The sequence below is a fragment of the Desulfopila sp. IMCC35006 genome (genome assembly GCF_005116645.1).
Taxonomy (GTDB): Bacteria; Desulfobacterota; Desulfobulbia; order Desulfobulbales; family Desulfocapsaceae; genus Desulforhopalus_A.
In genome coordinates this window covers 98,606-114,872 of the sequence record NZ_SWCM01000006.1, presented here as the reverse complement: position 1 = coordinate 114,872, position 16,267 = coordinate 98,606, and the positions used below count along the sequence as shown (strand labels likewise).

Here is a 16,267-nt window from a genome sequence, read left to right as displayed (position 1 = left end):
AATTAAACGAGGTTGTTGGTGGTCTGCATCATTTCATCGGAGGTCTGGATGGTCTTCGAGTTAATTTCATAGGCCCTTTGCGTGGTGATCATACTGGCCAGCTCTTCCACTATATTGACATTGGAGCCCTCCAGGTAACTCTGGAGCAGGGTACCGAAACCGTCCTCTCCGGGAGTGCCGGTCTGGGCGTTGCCTGAGGCGGCTGTTTCTTCGAACAGGTTTTTGCCAATGGCGGAGAGACCGGCATTATTGGTAAAAGTCGCCAGTTCGATTGTTCCGAGTTCCGTGCTGGTCGTATCACTGTCAATGATGGCACTGACAATGCCGGTTTCCCCGATGGTGATCTGTTTGGCACCTTCGGGGATGGTGATTGCCGGAATGATAATATAGCCGTCGGAGGTTGTTATCCGGCCGTTGCTGTCGCGTTTTAATGCCCCGGCCCTGGTATAGCCGGTGTTGCCGTTCGGTTGCTCTACCTGAAGGAAACCGTTGCCCTCGATGGCGACATCCAGTTCGTTTTCGGTGAGTATCAGATCGCCCTGAGAAAAAACCTTGGTGACTGCGGCCGGTTTTACCCCGAGGCCGATGAGGATGCCTGTGGGGGATTCGGTGTCCGCCGAAGTTTGACTGCCGGGTACCTTCATTGTCTGATACAGCAGATCCTGGAAATCGGCCTTGCTTTTCTTGAAACCGGTGGTGCTGACGTTGGCCAGATTGTTGGAAATGACGTCAATATTCAACTGCTGACTGTGCATTCCCGTGGTGCCGGTCCAAAGTGATCTGATCATATCTGTTCCTTTGTTGTTCTCTATGAGTAAATGATAAATCTGCCGTGGTACCCATGCGGCGCATGGGTACCAGAGAAAAGTCGTAGAAAAGTCTGCATACACAGGATGGTTTAGTAAAAAGCTCGAATATCAAGCTTTTTACTAAACCATCAGGCCAGGGTACCGAGTTCTTCCTGCTGCTCGCTGATAGTCTGGTAACTCTTCAGCACCTTGTGGTAGGTTTCAAAAGTCCGGTAATTGTCAATCATCTCGGCCATTCCCTCGGCCATATTGACGTTGGACAGCTCCAGCCCGCCTTGGACGATCCTGAAATTTTCACCTGGAATTTCAGCTGCGCCCGTTTCAAGGGAAAAGGTCGTGTCGGATTCCCGTTTAAGCTTCAGTTTATCGTCAATATCAACAACCCCCAGTTGGGCGACTTCCGCTCTGGATCCCTGCGGGCCAAGGGTGTAAATTGTCCCATCGTCGCCAATTGCAATGGAGCTTATGTCGGTGTCGGGAATGGAAATCGGCGAGTTGCCGGTATCGAGAACCGGCAATCCGTTGCTTGTGGCGAGCTCGCCTGCCGCGTTGATCGCCAGATCCCCGCGTCTGGTATATAAAATTCCGGCAGGACCCTGGACTTTTAAAAAACCTTCCCCCTGAATGGTAATGTCGAGCGGGTTTTCAGTCATCCGAACCGGTCCGGGTGAAAAATCGGTGAAGTTTTTACCAATGCGGTCGTAGTTAATGCCCTTGGCGGCACCCGTCTGGGTCTTTTCCTGGAGGATAGACTCAAAGCTGATATGCGATTTTTTATAGCCGCTGGTACTGACGTTCGCCATGTTGTTGCTGAGATTGGCTATCGCCTGTTCCCTGGAGATCGCTCCGGCCAGCGCGCTGTATTTTCCTGAAACCATATGTGCATCCTATAGATAAAAGAGATTTACTTTGACTCTTTTCTTATCGGTTTGTTGTCGGTTTTCTTAAACATTAAGCTGTAATATTCCCTGCGCGATGTCACTGGGCCAGCTTGGATAAATTTACCAGTTGCCGGGCTTCATGGGTTGAGACGCCGAGAATCGCGGCAATTTCATCGACCGACAGACCTTTTTCGGCAAGAGACTTGATCCTGCTGTATTTCCCGGAAAGGGTCGGGCCGGAAGCCGTACTCTGGGCATTAAGACGGGGTTTTTGCAGCATGGTGGTCAGTTCTGCCGTTTTGAGACTGTTTTGAAAAGCAACTATTTTGTCATGTTTTTCCTGGAGCCTGGCGAGTCGCTTTCGGGTTATTTCCAGCATCGTGGTCAGCTGGACGAGCTGCTGTGACAGGAGCGTCGTCTTTTTTTTGAGAAGAAAGAGAAGGACAAGCAACAAAACAGTGACAACTGCCAGGCTGATTGTTGCATAGTGAGCCGGATGTAGTTTATCCATGGTCGATTTCCATTTCAGTGCAGCCTGGCGTCCAGCTTGGTTTTCAGCTTGATAAGGGCCTGACTGTGCAGCTGGGAGACTCTGCCTTCGGAGAGTTCCAGTACATCGGCGATCTCTTTCTGCGTCAGCTCTTCGTAGTAGTAGAGGGAGATGACCAACCGTTCTTTTTCGGAGAGCAGGGCGAGCACCTCGGCAACTTTTGCGGTCAGCTGCTGCCCTTCAATTCTCGCCCCCGGTGAGATATCGCTTCGTTCATCCACCAGGGAATCGAGAAACGAGCTGCCTTCCTGGCTGTTGTCGAGGGTTTCATTGAGGCTGACGCAGCCCAGATGCCCGACTTCACCCAGCATTGACCGGTACTCGTCGAGAGAGAGCTGCATCGCCCGGGCGACTTCATGATCTTCCGGGTCTCGTCCGAGCTGCAGCTCCAGATCCACGATAGTTCTGCCTATGCGGGTCTGTTTCTCCCGCAGGGATCTGGAGAACCAGTCGAGTTTGCGCATCTCATCTAGAATGGCCCCGCGAATACGGTATTCGGCAAAGGTTTTGAACAGGATGTTTTTCGAGGTGTCATACTTGTTGGCCGCATCGAGAAGACCGAGCATCCCGGCGCTCTTCATGTCGTCTTTATTCATGAAGGACGGTACCTGGGTTATCATTCTGCCGACCAGAATATCCACCAGGTAGAGATGGTCGCGGATTATTTTCGATTTGTCTTCTGCGTGGGGATTGTGATTGTAGTTCATCTCTTATCAGCCCCCGATGTTGAGCAGTTTTTTCCAGAAAAATTGCAGATTCCCCTTGGGCGTGGTCTGCGACGGTTCGGAACATATTCTTCCGGCCAGTTGCCGGAAGGCCGTCGTCACTTTTGAGCCGGGGTTGAGTTCGCTGATTACCTTCTGTTTCCGGATAGAGTCGATCATCTGTCGATCTTCGGGGATAGATCCGAGATAATCGATGGAGATGTCGAGATAGCGGTTGGCGACCATGGTTAATTTGCGATACACATCCAGGGCATCGTTTTCCGAGCGGATCTGGTTGACGACCAGGTTGAATTTTTTTTCATGGTACTGGGTGGAGAGCAGCTTCATCAGCGCGTAGGCATCCGTTATCGCGGTTGGTTCCGGCGTCGTTACCACCAGTATCTCCTGGGCTGCGGTGTTGAAATAGGTGACGTTCTCAGAAATTCCCGCTTCCGTGTCGATCAGTACATAGTCGAAATGGTTGTGCATGGAGTCGAGGCCGTCGAGCAGGCGCATTTTCTGATTGGAATTCAACCGGGTGAAATTCTGGATACCCGAGCCTGCCGGCAGTATTTTGATACCCACCGGGCCATCCACCATGATATCCTGCAGCTCGTATTCTCCGGAAAAAAAATGATTGAGATTATACGAAGGTGACAAACCGAAAACCACATCGATATTGGCCAGCCCAAGATCGGCATCAAGGATGAGGACGCGTTTCCCCATGGTCCCGAGATTGTAGGCAAGGTTGGCGCAAACCGCTGTCTTGCCGACGCCTCCTTTGCCGCTGGTAATCGAGTAGACGGTGGTTGTCTCCTCGACCTCGGCCGGTACACTATCGGATTGGCGAGAGTTCAGATCACGCAACGTTTTGGCCTGATCTCCGGGTAAATGAGATGTATTAGTCATGCTGGGATCCTTCATGTTGAGACATGATCAACTGGGCAATAATTTCTGGAGAAGCTTCCAGTAAATCTTCGGGGACTCTCTGGCCGTTAGTCACCCAGGACAACGGGGAAGAGTTCTGGATCTGTATGTTGAGGAGCACGCCAAGGCTGGCACATTCGTCAATTTTAGTAAAAATGGTATTACTGATACCGAGTGTGTTGAAACGTTTAATGGTGCTCACCAGCTCATTCTCGCGGCTCCCCGCAGAAAGGACCAGGTGTTTGTCGATATCGAGTTTTTCGGGCAGAAACGAGGCGAGCTCCTCGATGCAGTAACTGTCCCTCGGGCTCCTGCCTGCTGTATCAATCAGGATCAGTTCCTTGTCGCTGTGCCGGTTGATTGCCCGTTCAAGCTGCTCCGGGTTGATGACCACATCCACCGGCAGGCGCATAATTTCACCGTAGACCTTCAGCTGCTCGACGGCGGCAATTCGATACGTATCGATGGTGATTAAGGCGATGGAATGGGAATACTTGCTCAGGTAGTTTGCGGCTATTTTCGCCAGGGTGGTTGTTTTCCCGACTCCGGTGGGGCCGACCAGCGCAATACGCTGCTGTTGCTGCTTCGCGGCAAACACCGGTGGTTTAACGGCAATGAGATCTGCTATGGTCGAGATTATCGTATCCTGCACATGAGCCGAGTCGCACAGCTCCAGATCAGTCAGGCTCTGCCGCAGAAAGCCGGCAATGGTCCGCGATGTTTCGACGTTGATACCTCTGTCGATAAGCGTGGTGAGGATATGGTCGCCCTGCAGAGGATTGCCGGTGGGCCGGGACGCTGATTCGGCCCCTTTGACCTGAAGCGCGGCATGTCTGGCAGAATGCGTGACACTCTCTTTTTCGGCAAGATCCGTTATCTGGCCGGCGAGGCTCTTCACCAGTTTTTTCAGCTCATTAACTTCACTCTGCAGGCCGGGATCATTCGCCATCGCGGGGTGTGCCGCTTCTCTTTCAGGTGTCGCTGCACGTGAAACGGCCCTGCTGTAGGGGTGGTAATTGGTCGCTGGGGGCTCATTGAGATACCCGTCGACCGCATCGTCGACGGTATGGCGAAAACCAATCTTCTGCCTTCTTGCATCAGCTGCAGGGGCGCTTGCCTGCCTGGGAGAACCGGGGTAGCCGGCGACACCTTGCTTCGTTTGCGGTAAGTCGGCATCAATGGCTGCGGTAATCTCCAGCATCGGTTTGCCCAGTATCCCGAGCTTGCCGTTGCGGACCGTCCTGGTTGACAGGATAAGTGCATCCGGACCAAGTTCCTGCTTGATCTGTTTCAGGCCCGAAGCCATGTCTGCCGATTGAAAGACTCTAACTTGCATCCAGGTTCACCGTTCCTAGAGATCTGATCTTAAGATTGGGAGTAATTTCATTATGCGAGAGAATGGTCAGTGACGGATAATATCTCTCCGTTAAATTGCGAACGAAGGGCCGGATCTGAGGTGCGGCCAGCAGGGCAGGTCGGCTGCCGCCGTCAAAAAACTGAATCGCCCTGCCGATGCTGTCGAGAATTCGCTGGGCAATGACCGGGTCAATGGACAGATATGCTCCTGTCTCCTTGTGCTGCACACCGTTTCTGATGGCATCCTCGGCGGGTTTGGCCAGGGTGATAACCGGGATAACCCCGTTGACCGCCAGGTCGTTGCTGATGGTCCTGGCCAGCGCGTGCCGGACGTATTCGGTGATGATATCGGTATCCTGTGTTGTCGGAGCCCAGTCAGCCATGGTTTCCAGGATAGTGCGAAGATCCCGGATTGACACCCCTTCTTTCAACAGGTTCTGCAGCACCCGCATGATGGTGCCAAGAGACAGCACGGCCGGAATCAGTTCCTCAACCAGTTTCGGATAGCTGCGGGCGAGATTGTCAAGAAGCCCCTGGACCTCCTGACGGCCGATTAACTCATGGGAGTACTGTTTGATGATCTCGCTGATATGGGTTGCCATCACGGTGGTGCAGTCAACGACCGTGTAGCCGGCGATCTGGGCCCGATCTTTTTTGTCCGAGCTGATCCACAGCGCCGGGAGTCCGAAGGCCGGTTCGGTGGTGGCAATCCCGCGCATCGTTTCCGTCACCATGCCTGGATCCATGGCCATGAAATGATCCGGCAGGATCTCGGATTCAGCGACCTTCACTCCTTTCAGGGAGAAGGTGTAATGGTTGGGTGACAGCTGCAGGTTATCTTTAATGTGTACCGGCGGAACGATGAAACCGTTGTTGAGGGCGAACTGTTTCCGGATCGATTGAATCCGGTTGAGCAACTCACCGTCCTGGGCCGAATCGACAAAGGGGATGAGACCGTAGCCCACTTCAAGCTGCAGCATGTCGACGTTGAGCATTTCTTCATAGTTTTCTTCCCGCTTAACCGGCGCCTGTTCCGGCTGCTCAATGATCTCTTCTTCCTTGGCTGCCTTTGATTGATCGAGGTGGTAGGCAAGTGCTGCGAGACTGCAGGAAAGAATGAGAAAGGGGAAGAACGGCAGGCCTGGAATCAATGCGAAGGCGATGAGGATTCCGGCAACCACCCAGAGTGCAACAGAATTAACGGTAAACTGACTTTTAAGATCACTGCCGAAGTCCAAATCCCCGGTAGTTCGGGTGACCAGTAGACCTGCTGCCGTGGAGATGATAAGGGCGGGAATCTGGCCGACCAGTCCGTCGCCGACGGTAAGAATGGTGTAGTTGGCGGCAGCCTCGGCCACCGGCATGCCTTTTTGCACGACGCCGATGACAAAACCGGCCCCGATATTGATAAAGGTAATGATAATACCGGCAATGGCATCGCCCTTGACAAACTTTGACGCACCGTCCATGGCCCCGTGAAAACTGGATTCTTTGGCGATGCTTTCGCGCCGGGCTCTCGCCTGATCTTCATTGATCAGTCCGGCATTGAGATCGGCGTCGATGGCCATCTGTTTTCCGGGCATCGCATCAAGGGTAAAACGGGCAGCGACTTCGGCGACCCGGCCGGCACCTTTCGTGATAACCATGAAATTAATCAGCACCAGAATGGCAAAGATGACAATACCAACCACATAGTTGCCGCCGACCACGAATTGGCCAAACGATTGAATAACCGATCCGGCGGCGCCTGGCCCTTCGTCACCGTGGATCAGGATAAGACGGGTAGATGCGACGTTCAGCGCCAGCCGGAAAAGGGTGGTGGTCAGAAGCAGGGAAGGGAAAATAGAAAAATCCGTGGCCTTTACCGTGTACAAGCTGATGATGAGAATAAGCAGGCCGATGGTGATGTTCATGGAAAGAAACAGATCCAGGATGATCGACGGCAGTGGAATGATCATGATCATCAGGATGGAGACAAGTCCCAGGCCGGCGACGACATCGCTGCGGCCGAAGAGTTGTTTAAAACTCAGGTTGGACAGTCTGTTTTGTACGTTCGTCAGTTCCATTAATTCGTCTTGCCTTTCAGTGAATAAACATGAGCGAGAATTTCCGCGACAACCTTGAAGAGATCCTCTGGTATATTGGCTCCTATGTCCAGCTTATGCAATAAGCGAGCCACTGGCGGATTTTCGATAATGGGAATGTCATGTTCCCTGGCAATCTCTCTGATTTTCATCGCCACGTGATCGGCACCTTTAGCGATAATGACCGGTGCGGTCATCTCTTTGGAATCATACCGGATAGCAATGGAAATATGGGTGGGATTTGTGACGATGACGTCCGCTTTCGGCACATCTGCCATCATCCTTTTTCTGGCCATTTCCTGCTGGATAGACCGAATCTGCGCCTTGATATGCGGATCGCCTTCGCTTTGCTTGAACTCTTCCTTTAATTCCTGCTTGGTCATTTTCATTTTTTGCTCCATTTCCCATTTGATATAGAGAAAATCGAAAAAGGCCATGAGAATGAGTACTGCGCACACCTTAGCGAGAATAAGGGTTGATATTCTGCCGAGGTAGCTGATGGTCGTGCCGACGTTGGTATCGACGAGGATGAGGGCTTCGGCAAAATTATCCAGAACCGTTGAGTAGGCGATCCAGCCTATCAGGAAGACCTTTGACAGCGATTTGATGACTTCTATAAAAGATTTTTTCGAGACAAATCGCGACATTCCGGAGATGGGATTCAGTTTGGAAAAGTCGGGAATCAGCGGTTTTGCCGTCAGCACCCAGCCGAATTGGAAAAAACTAGAAAAAAAACCGATAATCAAGACGAGTAAAAACAATGGGGCGATGAGCAGGCCGAGTTTCACCAGGAGGAAGCTCGCAAGATTCATGATTGAAGAGGGTGTCACGACAAATTCGCCGCTTGACTGAAAGAGGGAATAGATGATTTCAGTCAGACCCTTCCAGAAAGTGGGCAGATAAAAGACCCAGAAAAGAAGCGTGAAGGTAAGCAGCGAGGCGGTCTGCACCTCTTTGCTCTGGGCTATCTGGCCTTTTTTACGAAAATCGTCCCGTCGTTTACTTGACGGGGCTTCTGTCTTTTCGCCCCCGGAGGAGCTTTCTTCTGCCATGAACTATTGCCTGGACGAGATTTACGAAGAACTGCTGTGCCTGTTGCCGATTCTCCCTGATCCTTGCAAATAGCACTCCGGGCAAAGTAATTTTAGCAGGCCGTTATTGATTGAGAAAATTGAGCAGGATTATAAATCGATCCCCCAGAGTGTCAAATTCTCGTCTAATCAATATTGAGAGCATATTGAGTGTCAAAGCAATGACAATAAAACCGGCCCCGATATTGATGGGAAAGGAGATGAGGAAAACATTAAGCTGGGGAAATACCCGGGCGAGAATGCCCAGGATAAGGCCGGAGAGGAGCAGGACCGCCAGGACAGGTGCGCTGAACTGTACCCCGATTATAAACATATGTGACGAAAGCTCCATGAGATAGGGAACTGCCTCCCCGGAGAGATTGAAATGTCCTGGCGGAAGGAGTTCGTAGGATCGCACGGCTGTTCGCAGAAACAGATAATGGCCGTTAACCGTCAGGAAAATGAGAATGGCGAAAACATTCTGAAATTGCGAAATGAGTGCTACCTGTCTCTGGCTCTGGGGATCAAAGACATTTGCTGCGGCAAAGCCCATCTGGAAGCCGATAACGGTTGCACCAAATTCGACCGCGGTGAAAATAAGCCTGGCAACCAGGCCCAGCAGGAGGCCCAGCAGCAATTCGGAGAGAATCAGCAGCATAAAAGGGACGGGAGCAAAGCTGACTTTTGGTACCGCATCGGCCATCAGGGGGAACAGGGTAAGGGCGATGGCCATAACCATCGCTGTCTTTATGCGTCCCGGGGTCTGGGCCGATGAAATTACCGGAATGGCACCAATGAACCCGGCAACCCTGCTGAGCACAACGAGAAAGGTTTGAAACTGTTCAATCGGGATGAGTTGGAAGTCCACTATGGTGCCGTCAGAAGGTTCCCATCAGTTCAATAAGGCCTATTGTAAAGACGGAGACTATTTTGATGACCCAGGAGCCGAAAATCAGCAAGGTCAGAAACACCGCAACTATTTTAGGCACAAAGGTGAGCGTCTGTTCGTTGATCTGGGTTGCTGCCTGGAAAATAGACACCAGCAGACCGACGAGCAGGGCAACTATCAGCATCGGGGCAGAACACATCAGGATTGTCTGAATAGCCTTGCGACAGATATCAACAACCATTTCCGGATTCATCTTAGTACCTCAGCTGGCGTAGTTGTATGGAAGTCATGGCCCAAAACTCTTAATAAGCGAGCCGACAACAAGGCTCCAGCCATCGACGAGAACAAAGAGCAGCAGCTTGAAAGGCATGGAGATAATCACCGGGGGGAGCATCATCATGCCCATGGACATAAGGATCGATGCAACGATCATATCAATGACCAGAAAAGGGATATAGATCAGAAAACCCATCTGGAAGGCCCTTTTGAGCTCAGACAGCATAAAGGCCGGGATAAGGGTCATGGTCGGCACGTCTTTCTGGTCGGTCGGCTCCGATTTCATGGTGATTTCGGTAAGCAGGGTCAGCTCTTCTTCACGGACCTGACTGAACATGAAGTCCCGCATTGGGGCGATGGCCTTTTCCAGCGCCGCCGTCTGGTCGATCTGCTCGTTCATGTAAGGCTGCAGGGCTTCTTCATTGATTTTGGTCAGAGTCGGCGACATGACGAAGAACGAAAGAAACAGGGAGAGCCCGAGGATGATCTGGGTTGGCGGCATGTTTTGCGTGCCCATGGCCTGCCGGACAAAGCCAAGCACGATGACAATCCTGGTAAAACAGGTGGTCATCAACAGAATCGCCGGGGCCACGGAGACAATGGTCAAAACGAACAACACCTGCAGCGCGTTTGATACCTGCTGCGGAGTATTGGCGTCTTCTACGCCGAAGGTTATGGTCGGCAGTCCCAGGGCATGGGCGTCAGTGGCTGTGAAGATCGCAGCACAGACCACAGCAAAAAGGATGAGAAGCGGTAGTAAAAGCAGCGTTAGATGGTGTCGTTTGCAGGTCATGACTGTCCTGGTACTTCGGTTGCCTGCAGGGTTGCAGCAAATGATGTTCTGGCCTGGGGACTGAGCGTGGCAATGTGGCTGATCGACTCACCGCTTATGCCAAGTAAAAATTCCTGTCCCTTGACATCAACCAGGCAAAGTGCTTTTTTGCCCATCAGGGCCTTGACCTCCAGGATCTTGATATTTCCGCCGGCGGAGGGAGAAAGAAGAGAAAATCGCTTTCTGACAATTCCATACAGAACTAAAATGATACCGAGAACAACCAGCAGTCCCCAGATCATTCGAAAATAATCGGCTGTATCGCCGCCGAGGTCGGCGCCGGCATAAACGGCCGAAGGGACGGCCAGTTGGGCAACAAAAAGAAATGCGGCATGAAACAGCCTGTTTGTCTGAAGCGGGAGCATGGGCGTCACCTTTAGCCGAGATTTTCGATCCTGTCGGCAGTGCTCACGACATCTGTCAAACGAATACCGAATTTATCTCCCACCATGACCGCCTCGCCCTTGGCGATCAGCTTGGAATTGACATACAGATCAAGAGGTTCTCCGGCCAGCTTATCCAGTTCAATGACATACCCTTCACCCATTTTCAGCAGGTCGCGCAGGAGAATTTTGCTTCGTCCAACCTCGACCGATACCTGCAGGGGGATATCATAGAGAAAGTTGAGACCCCGGCCGGTTTTTTGGTCAGAGGAATGGCCGGCAGGGATACGGCCTGTCTTAGGATTTTCCTGTAATAGTTCTTTTATCTCGTCCGGATCGGGACGACTGTTCTTGGTATGAGAGGTTTCCATGTACGTTCCTTCAGTGAAATCGTAAAAAGTCCGGTTGAAGATGGCGAAGATGCCATCATCTTAGTTAACGCCTGTGAGACTGATTGCCTTCTTGCCATTGTGTGTTCCGGGGATGGCAAAAAACTTGACCTTGTCATCAACCAGAACTTTAAGAGGTGCACCCGGATCATAGTTCAAATCGAGGATGTCGCCGATTTTCATGTCTAAAACCTGCTGCACTGACAGGGTTATCGTGCCCGACTGGGCGGTCACATCAGATGGAATATCCTGAATTTCCTCTTCCAGTACGTCTTGCCATGTGCCGCGGGTAACTGTTGAAATGCTCAGGAGTTCACGCAACAGGTCGCGCAGGGGTTCAAGCGTTGCGTATGGAAATACCAGGTAGATTTCACCGGAAAGCTCGCCCATCTTGACAAGCAGCGTCCCGACAATAACCTCGGCGTCCGGTTCGACAATCGAAACCAGGCGGGCATTGTTTTCCAGCTTGACCATGGTCGTGTTCAGTTCAAGCAATTGCGAAAAGGCCTTGTCCAAATCTTTGCAGACATCGGCAAGGATGGTTTTGAGAATGCTGAGCTCAATCGTCGTGAGATTGCGCTCCGGGGGGGACGATTCCATCTCGCTTGTGGCGCCCAGCATGATTTCAATCATTGAAAAGGACAGCTTGGGATCGATGACAATCAGCGCCCCGTACTTTAACGGTGGCATATCAAGAATCCCGATCCCGCCGGTCTGGTGTTTGTCGGCCATAAATTTCTGAAATTCATGGGTGTCCAGAGCTGTCCTTGTAATAGAAAATGTACGCTGCAGCTGATTGGTCAGGGAAGTGGCGTATGAGCGGCAAAAAAGATCGATAATAAGATCAAAGTTAGGAATCCTGAACTGTTCTCTGTCCGGTCTGACCAGTTGAAACAGGTTGATCGGACTGCATGCCAAAAATGCATCCTGATCGTTATCATCCAGGTCAAGAGAGACTTTGCCTTCTCGTATTGCATTGAGAAGTTCGGTAATCTCGGATTTCTTTAGAATTGAATCCATTGTTTTTTCAACGCTATTGAACCACAAAGTTCGTGAAGTAAATGGAGACCACTTGGCCCGTCTGCAGAAAAGAATTGACCGTGCTTAAAAGTTCGGCTTTCAGCTGTTTTTTTCCCTGGAGATCCTGCAGTTCTTCGTACGTCTTATTGCCGATCAGCAGCAGAATCGCATCACGCATCTGCGGCATTCTCTGCTCAACTTCCGTTTTTACCAGTTCATTGTTCAGTTCGACGGTAAGTGAAGCCTTGACATAATGGGCCGCATCCCCACTGATTATGTTGACAATAAATTCCTCAATATTCACCATGGGTCCTATCGCAGCCGGTTGGCCGATCGCCGGTACCTGAACTTGTTGCGCCGGGTCTTTCTCTGCTTCGGCGACAGGTTTGTCACGCAGCAGGAACCACCACGCGCCAACTCCTCCACCTATAAGAAGAACGACAACCACCGCTCCAATGATGATAAAAAGTTTTTTCTTGCTGCCGCTCTTTTCAACTGGTGCTTCTTTTTTCTCAGCCATTTTTTGTCCTTGATACTTATCGTGGTAAACGGGAAATCAGCCGGGTTTGTTTGTTACCCTCTTTATAAGGGTGTATTCCTTGCTGGTATTTTTCACTCATCCCGCCTAAAAGCTTTGTGGGACTCTGTTTTGTACCCCCTAGAGGGGTATAAGTTCCTTCACTAATCCCGCCCAAAAGCGTCGCTGGATAATGTCTTTCACTAATCCCGCCTAAAAGCGTCGCGGGATAAGTTCATTCACGAAATAAATTACTTGTGAAAAGAACAAGTAATTTATTTCTAATTCACTAAAGAGGCATAGTACCACCATTTCCTGGGGTATTGCCTCTGAGACGGTTATCTTTGAGCCGGAGAACAAAATCCACCCGTCGGTTTTGTGCCCTGGAAGCTTCATCCACATTGGCAACTACAGGTCGGTCTTTGCCGTAGCCGACGGCTGCCATCCTGTCGAGCGAAAGCAGGTCGCTCTGGGAAAAATAGCGCAGCACAGACACCGACCGTTCGACCGAGAGATCCCAGTTGGCCGTTCTCGGGCCGCTCATCGGAGAGTCGTCGGTATGTCCCTCAATGCGCAGATTCAAGGGCAATGGTTTGATTATTTCGGCAATATTCCGTAGGAGCGGCAAGGCTTTTTTGGCGATATCCGATTGGCCGGGGGCAAAAAGAACCGAATCACTGATGCGCAGGATAATCGAGTCGTCATCTTTTTTAATAAAACCTATGTCGTCGTTTAACCGCAGAGAGTCGATCTTGGATTTTACTTTTTCGTAAACTTTTTCTGAGGATTGTATCTGAATCGGTGCGTATTGCGACTTCGGTTGATGAGGGAAAATTGGAATGGCGAAGTCGGTGCTGTTGGATTCCTGCTGCATACCAAAGGCGTCTTTCAGGGAACCGGATGCAGCAACGAAACGTACCGGGTCCATATTGGCCATAGAGAGCAGCAGAACAAAAAAGGTCAACAGTAAGGTAACCAGATCGGAATAGGTAACCATCCAGGCCGGAGCGCCGGGAGCGACATCCGCCTTTTTTTCTTTTTTGGGTGGAGCCTGGGTTTGTTCATCCGCCATAATTCTACTCAGTTATTCTGTTATTTATTGAAGGTGGATTCGCGAAGTTTCGGTGCAATAAAAGCATGCAGTTTCTGTTCCATGATTCTCGGATTTTCCCCGGATAAAATTGATTGCATCCCTTCAATGATAAGAGTTTTCGTTAGTACTTCTGACGCGGACCGGTTTTTCAGCTTGCCGGCCATCGGTGCACAGATAATGTTGGCGATGACTGCCCCGTAGAAAGTGGTCAGCAGGGCAACCGCCATGGCTGGTCCAATTGAGGCGGGATCGTCCATGGTCTGGAGCATCTGGACCAGGCCGATCAAGGTGCCGACCATGCCCATCGCCGGTGCATATGCTGCGATGGAAATAAAGATGTCTGCGCCTTTCCCATGGCGCATCTGGATATATTCAATCTCGGTGTTCAGCATGCTGCGCAGGGTTTCCGGTTCCTGGCCATCGACCGCCATCTGCATGGCTTTTTTAAGAAATTCGTCCTCAACTGATTCCATTGCTCCCTGCAGGGCGAGGATGCCTTCTTTCCTGGCTTTGTTGGCAAATTCCATCAATTGAATAATGAGTTTGTTTATGGACATCTCCTGGTACATAAACGTCTTCTTCGCAACATTCAGGGCATCAAAGACATCACCGAAGGGATAATGCACCAGGGTGTTGCCGAGTGTTCCGCCAAAGACTATGAGAATGGATGGAATATTAATAAAAATCGACAGGGGGCCACCCTGCAGTATTGCCATCAGCATCAGGCCAAAAGCAGCCCCGATGCCTATTAAAGTTGAAAGATCCAAAAAACGCCTCCATGACTGGGGGTTAGTGACTTAGAAAAAAAATCTGTCTCACAGCGGATTTATCCCGGCTGTCTATCTGTCTGCCTGGGTTCGTTAAAACTATTTTTCGCATGGCATGTGGCTCGTGTCTGCCGAGATTCATCCGATACAATGAATATTTTCCGCAAGTTGTCCGGCTGGTATCGACTCCACATTTTTGCAACAAGAGCTAGCAAATAACATTCCATATAAGAAGGTTATTTCTGTCGGTGGCGGGAATAATGACCTGGAACGGGACACTACCGGATGCGGGAAACAACAAACCAGAACGAGCAAAGAGAGCTGGTTCTGGTTTATGGAATGAAAGTGTCAATATTATGACTGTTATCTCTTGAGATTGATGAGCTCTCCCAGCAGTTCGTCCACCGTGGTAATAATTTTGGAGTTGGCCTGGAAACCACGCTGGACGGTGATCATTCTGACGAACTCGGAACCCATATCAACATTTGACTGTTCAAGCGAGTTGGTGAAAATATTACCCAGCTCGGGCCCCGGCAAACCAGTACGGGCCGGGCCTGAACTGGTTGTCGCTGTATACAGGTTGCTCCCGGCAAGTGACAGACCGCTGGTATTGACAAATTTGCCTAATATGAGCTGGGCGATTTTCGTCTGTTCACCATTTGAATAGGAGGCGACGACGATGCCTTCGGAGTTAATCTCCACCCCGGTGAGATTTCCGGCGCCAGTGCCGTTCTGGTTTTGCGAAATGACCACCGATTCGCTGTTGAATTGCGTGGTATCAAAGGTAACGGCAATGCCTGTGTTCGTTGTGCTGTTGCCCCAGCTCAGCTCTCCCGCGGCTGTTCCCGGCGGGATAGTGTAGGTGGTAGCTGCTGACAGGACGCCGTCTGGAGTGAAATTCAGCGTTCCCAGGGAGCCGCTCATGATGGCGCCTGATCCATCGTCTTTTTCTGCACTCCAGAAGGACTCCCAGGTATTATCGGCGGTTTTGGTGAAATAGGTGCTGAGGAGATGCGGATTGCCAAGGGTGTCAAAGACCTGCACTGAAGAGGAATAATTATAGGTGGTCGAATCGTTATACGCAAAGGAGGGGCCAACGTATGCAGGATCTGAAGGATCCAAGGGATCTAAATAAATTATCGGTTCCGTCGAATCGAGGTTTGTTGTCAGTTCGAGGGTCGAGGTGACATTGCCGGCTACCAGGCCGCTGCTTGCAACCTGGATATTGCCGGCATCACCGGTCTTCAGCGTGCCATTAGCATCAAAGCTTTTCCCCTGCACCATCAATCCTTCCGGATTAACCAGATATCCATCTTCGTTAAACCGAAAGGACCCGGCCCTTGAGTAATAGGCTGTCGCGTCTCCGGCTTCTTTGAGAACGAAAAAGCCGTCACCTTCTACGGCCACGTCGAGATTTGACTCGGTGGTCTCAAAGGTACCCTGGCTGAAAATCTGGTCTACTTTCGACATTCCAACTCCACGGCCCACCTGGGACATGCCGCCCGAGCCGTTTATCGATCCGGAAAGGAGGTCGGCAAAAACCGTCCGGGAACCTTTAAAGCCAACGGTGTTGGTGTTCGCCAGATTATTGCCGATTACGCTCATCGCCTGGCTATTGGTGTTCAGGCCGCTGACTCCGCTATACATTGCACTCGAAATACCCATCGTACTCTCCTGTCTTTATAGAGTTAGTTTTTTAAAAACTACTCACAATCATTTA

General features: G+C 50.9%; 18 protein-coding genes. All 18 read right to left on the bottom strand.

Features of this window, described 5'->3' with window-relative positions; all coding sequences use genetic code 11:
* Positions 1–2: 2 nt before the first annotated feature.
* Entirely contained in the window at positions 3–788 is a 786-nt protein-coding gene (flgG, locus tag FCL47_RS11970) for a flagellar basal-body rod protein FlgG (protein WP_136813751.1), read from the bottom strand.
* A 149-nt stretch (positions 789–937) separates the two neighbouring features.
* Complete coding sequence (gene flgF / locus FCL47_RS11965) at positions 938–1,687, bottom strand: flagellar basal-body rod protein FlgF (protein ID WP_136813750.1); 750 nt, start codon at positions 1,685–1,687, stop codon at positions 938–940.
* Positions 1,688–1,787: 100 nt separating this feature from the next.
* A complete protein-coding gene (locus FCL47_RS11960; protein ID WP_136813749.1) occupies positions 1,788–2,201 on the bottom strand; it encodes a hypothetical protein in 414 nt (137 codons plus the stop codon).
* Positions 2,202–2,215: 14 nt separating this feature from the next.
* Positions 2,216–2,947, bottom strand: coding sequence for a FliA/WhiG family RNA polymerase sigma factor (locus tag FCL47_RS11955; protein WP_136813748.1), 732 nt, complete (start codon positions 2,945–2,947; stop codon positions 2,216–2,218).
* A 6-nt stretch (positions 2,948–2,953) separates the two neighbouring features.
* Complete coding sequence (locus tag FCL47_RS11950; RefSeq protein WP_136813747.1) at positions 2,954–3,853, bottom strand: MinD/ParA family protein; 900 nt, start codon at positions 3,851–3,853, stop codon at positions 2,954–2,956.
* Positions 3,846–5,207 carry a flagellar biosynthesis protein FlhF gene (flhF, locus tag FCL47_RS11945; protein ID WP_136813746.1) on the bottom strand — a complete coding sequence of 454 codons (1,362 nt, stop codon included), beginning with the start codon at positions 5,205–5,207 and terminating at the stop codon, positions 3,846–3,848. The genes FCL47_RS11950 and flhF overlap by 8 nt, the downstream gene beginning before the upstream one ends.
* Positions 5,197–7,293 carry a flagellar biosynthesis protein FlhA gene (flhA, locus tag FCL47_RS11940; protein WP_136813745.1) on the bottom strand — a complete coding sequence of 699 codons (2,097 nt, stop codon included), beginning with the start codon at positions 7,291–7,293 and terminating at the stop codon, positions 5,197–5,199. Before flhA ends, flhF begins: the two co-directional genes overlap by 11 nt.
* Positions 7,293–8,363, bottom strand: coding sequence for a flagellar biosynthesis protein FlhB (gene flhB / locus FCL47_RS11935; RefSeq protein ID WP_136813744.1), 1,071 nt, complete (start codon positions 8,361–8,363; stop codon positions 7,293–7,295). The genes flhA and flhB overlap by 1 nt, the downstream gene beginning before the upstream one ends.
* 103 nt (positions 8,364–8,466) lie before the next feature.
* Positions 8,467–9,249 (bottom strand): flagellar biosynthetic protein FliR, encoded by a 783-nt coding sequence (gene fliR / locus FCL47_RS11930; protein WP_136813743.1) that lies wholly within the window; start codon positions 9,247–9,249, stop codon positions 8,467–8,469.
* Positions 9,250–9,259: 10 nt separating this feature from the next.
* On the bottom strand, positions 9,260–9,523 hold the full coding sequence (fliQ, locus tag FCL47_RS11925; RefSeq protein WP_136813742.1) for a flagellar biosynthesis protein FliQ: 264 nt from the start codon (positions 9,521–9,523) through the stop codon (positions 9,260–9,262).
* Positions 9,524–9,556: 33 nt separating this feature from the next.
* A complete protein-coding gene (fliP, locus tag FCL47_RS11920; protein WP_136813741.1) occupies positions 9,557–10,339 on the bottom strand; it encodes a flagellar type III secretion system pore protein FliP in 783 nt (260 codons plus the stop codon).
* Complete coding sequence (locus FCL47_RS11915) at positions 10,336–10,743, bottom strand: flagellar biosynthetic protein FliO (RefSeq protein WP_136813740.1); 408 nt, start codon at positions 10,741–10,743, stop codon at positions 10,336–10,338. Before FCL47_RS11915 ends, fliP begins: the two co-directional genes overlap by 4 nt.
* An 11-nt stretch (positions 10,744–10,754) precedes the next feature.
* Positions 10,755–11,132, bottom strand: coding sequence for a flagellar motor switch protein FliN (gene fliN, locus FCL47_RS11910; RefSeq protein ID WP_136813739.1), 378 nt, complete (start codon positions 11,130–11,132; stop codon positions 10,755–10,757).
* A gap of 60 nt (positions 11,133–11,192) precedes the next feature.
* Positions 11,193–12,170: a flagellar motor switch protein FliM gene (locus tag FCL47_RS11905; RefSeq protein ID WP_136813738.1), complete on the bottom strand. Its 978-nt coding sequence runs from the start codon at positions 12,168–12,170 to the stop codon at positions 11,193–11,195.
* A 13-nt stretch (positions 12,171–12,183) separates the two neighbouring features.
* Complete coding sequence (gene fliL, locus FCL47_RS11900; RefSeq protein ID WP_136813737.1) at positions 12,184–12,690, bottom strand: flagellar basal body-associated protein FliL; 507 nt, start codon at positions 12,688–12,690, stop codon at positions 12,184–12,186.
* Positions 12,691–12,976: 286 nt separating this feature from the next.
* Complete coding sequence (locus FCL47_RS11895) at positions 12,977–13,759, bottom strand: flagellar motor protein MotB (RefSeq protein ID WP_136813736.1); 783 nt, start codon at positions 13,757–13,759, stop codon at positions 12,977–12,979.
* Positions 13,760–13,779: 20 nt separating this feature from the next.
* Positions 13,780–14,547, bottom strand: a complete 768-nt coding sequence (locus FCL47_RS11890; RefSeq protein WP_136813735.1) for a motility protein A — start codon at positions 14,545–14,547, stop codon at positions 13,780–13,782.
* Positions 14,548–14,910: 363 nt separating this feature from the next.
* Complete coding sequence (locus FCL47_RS11885) at positions 14,911–16,212, bottom strand: flagellar hook protein FlgE (protein WP_136813734.1); 1,302 nt, start codon at positions 16,210–16,212, stop codon at positions 14,911–14,913.
* Positions 16,213–16,267 lie beyond the last annotated feature (55 nt).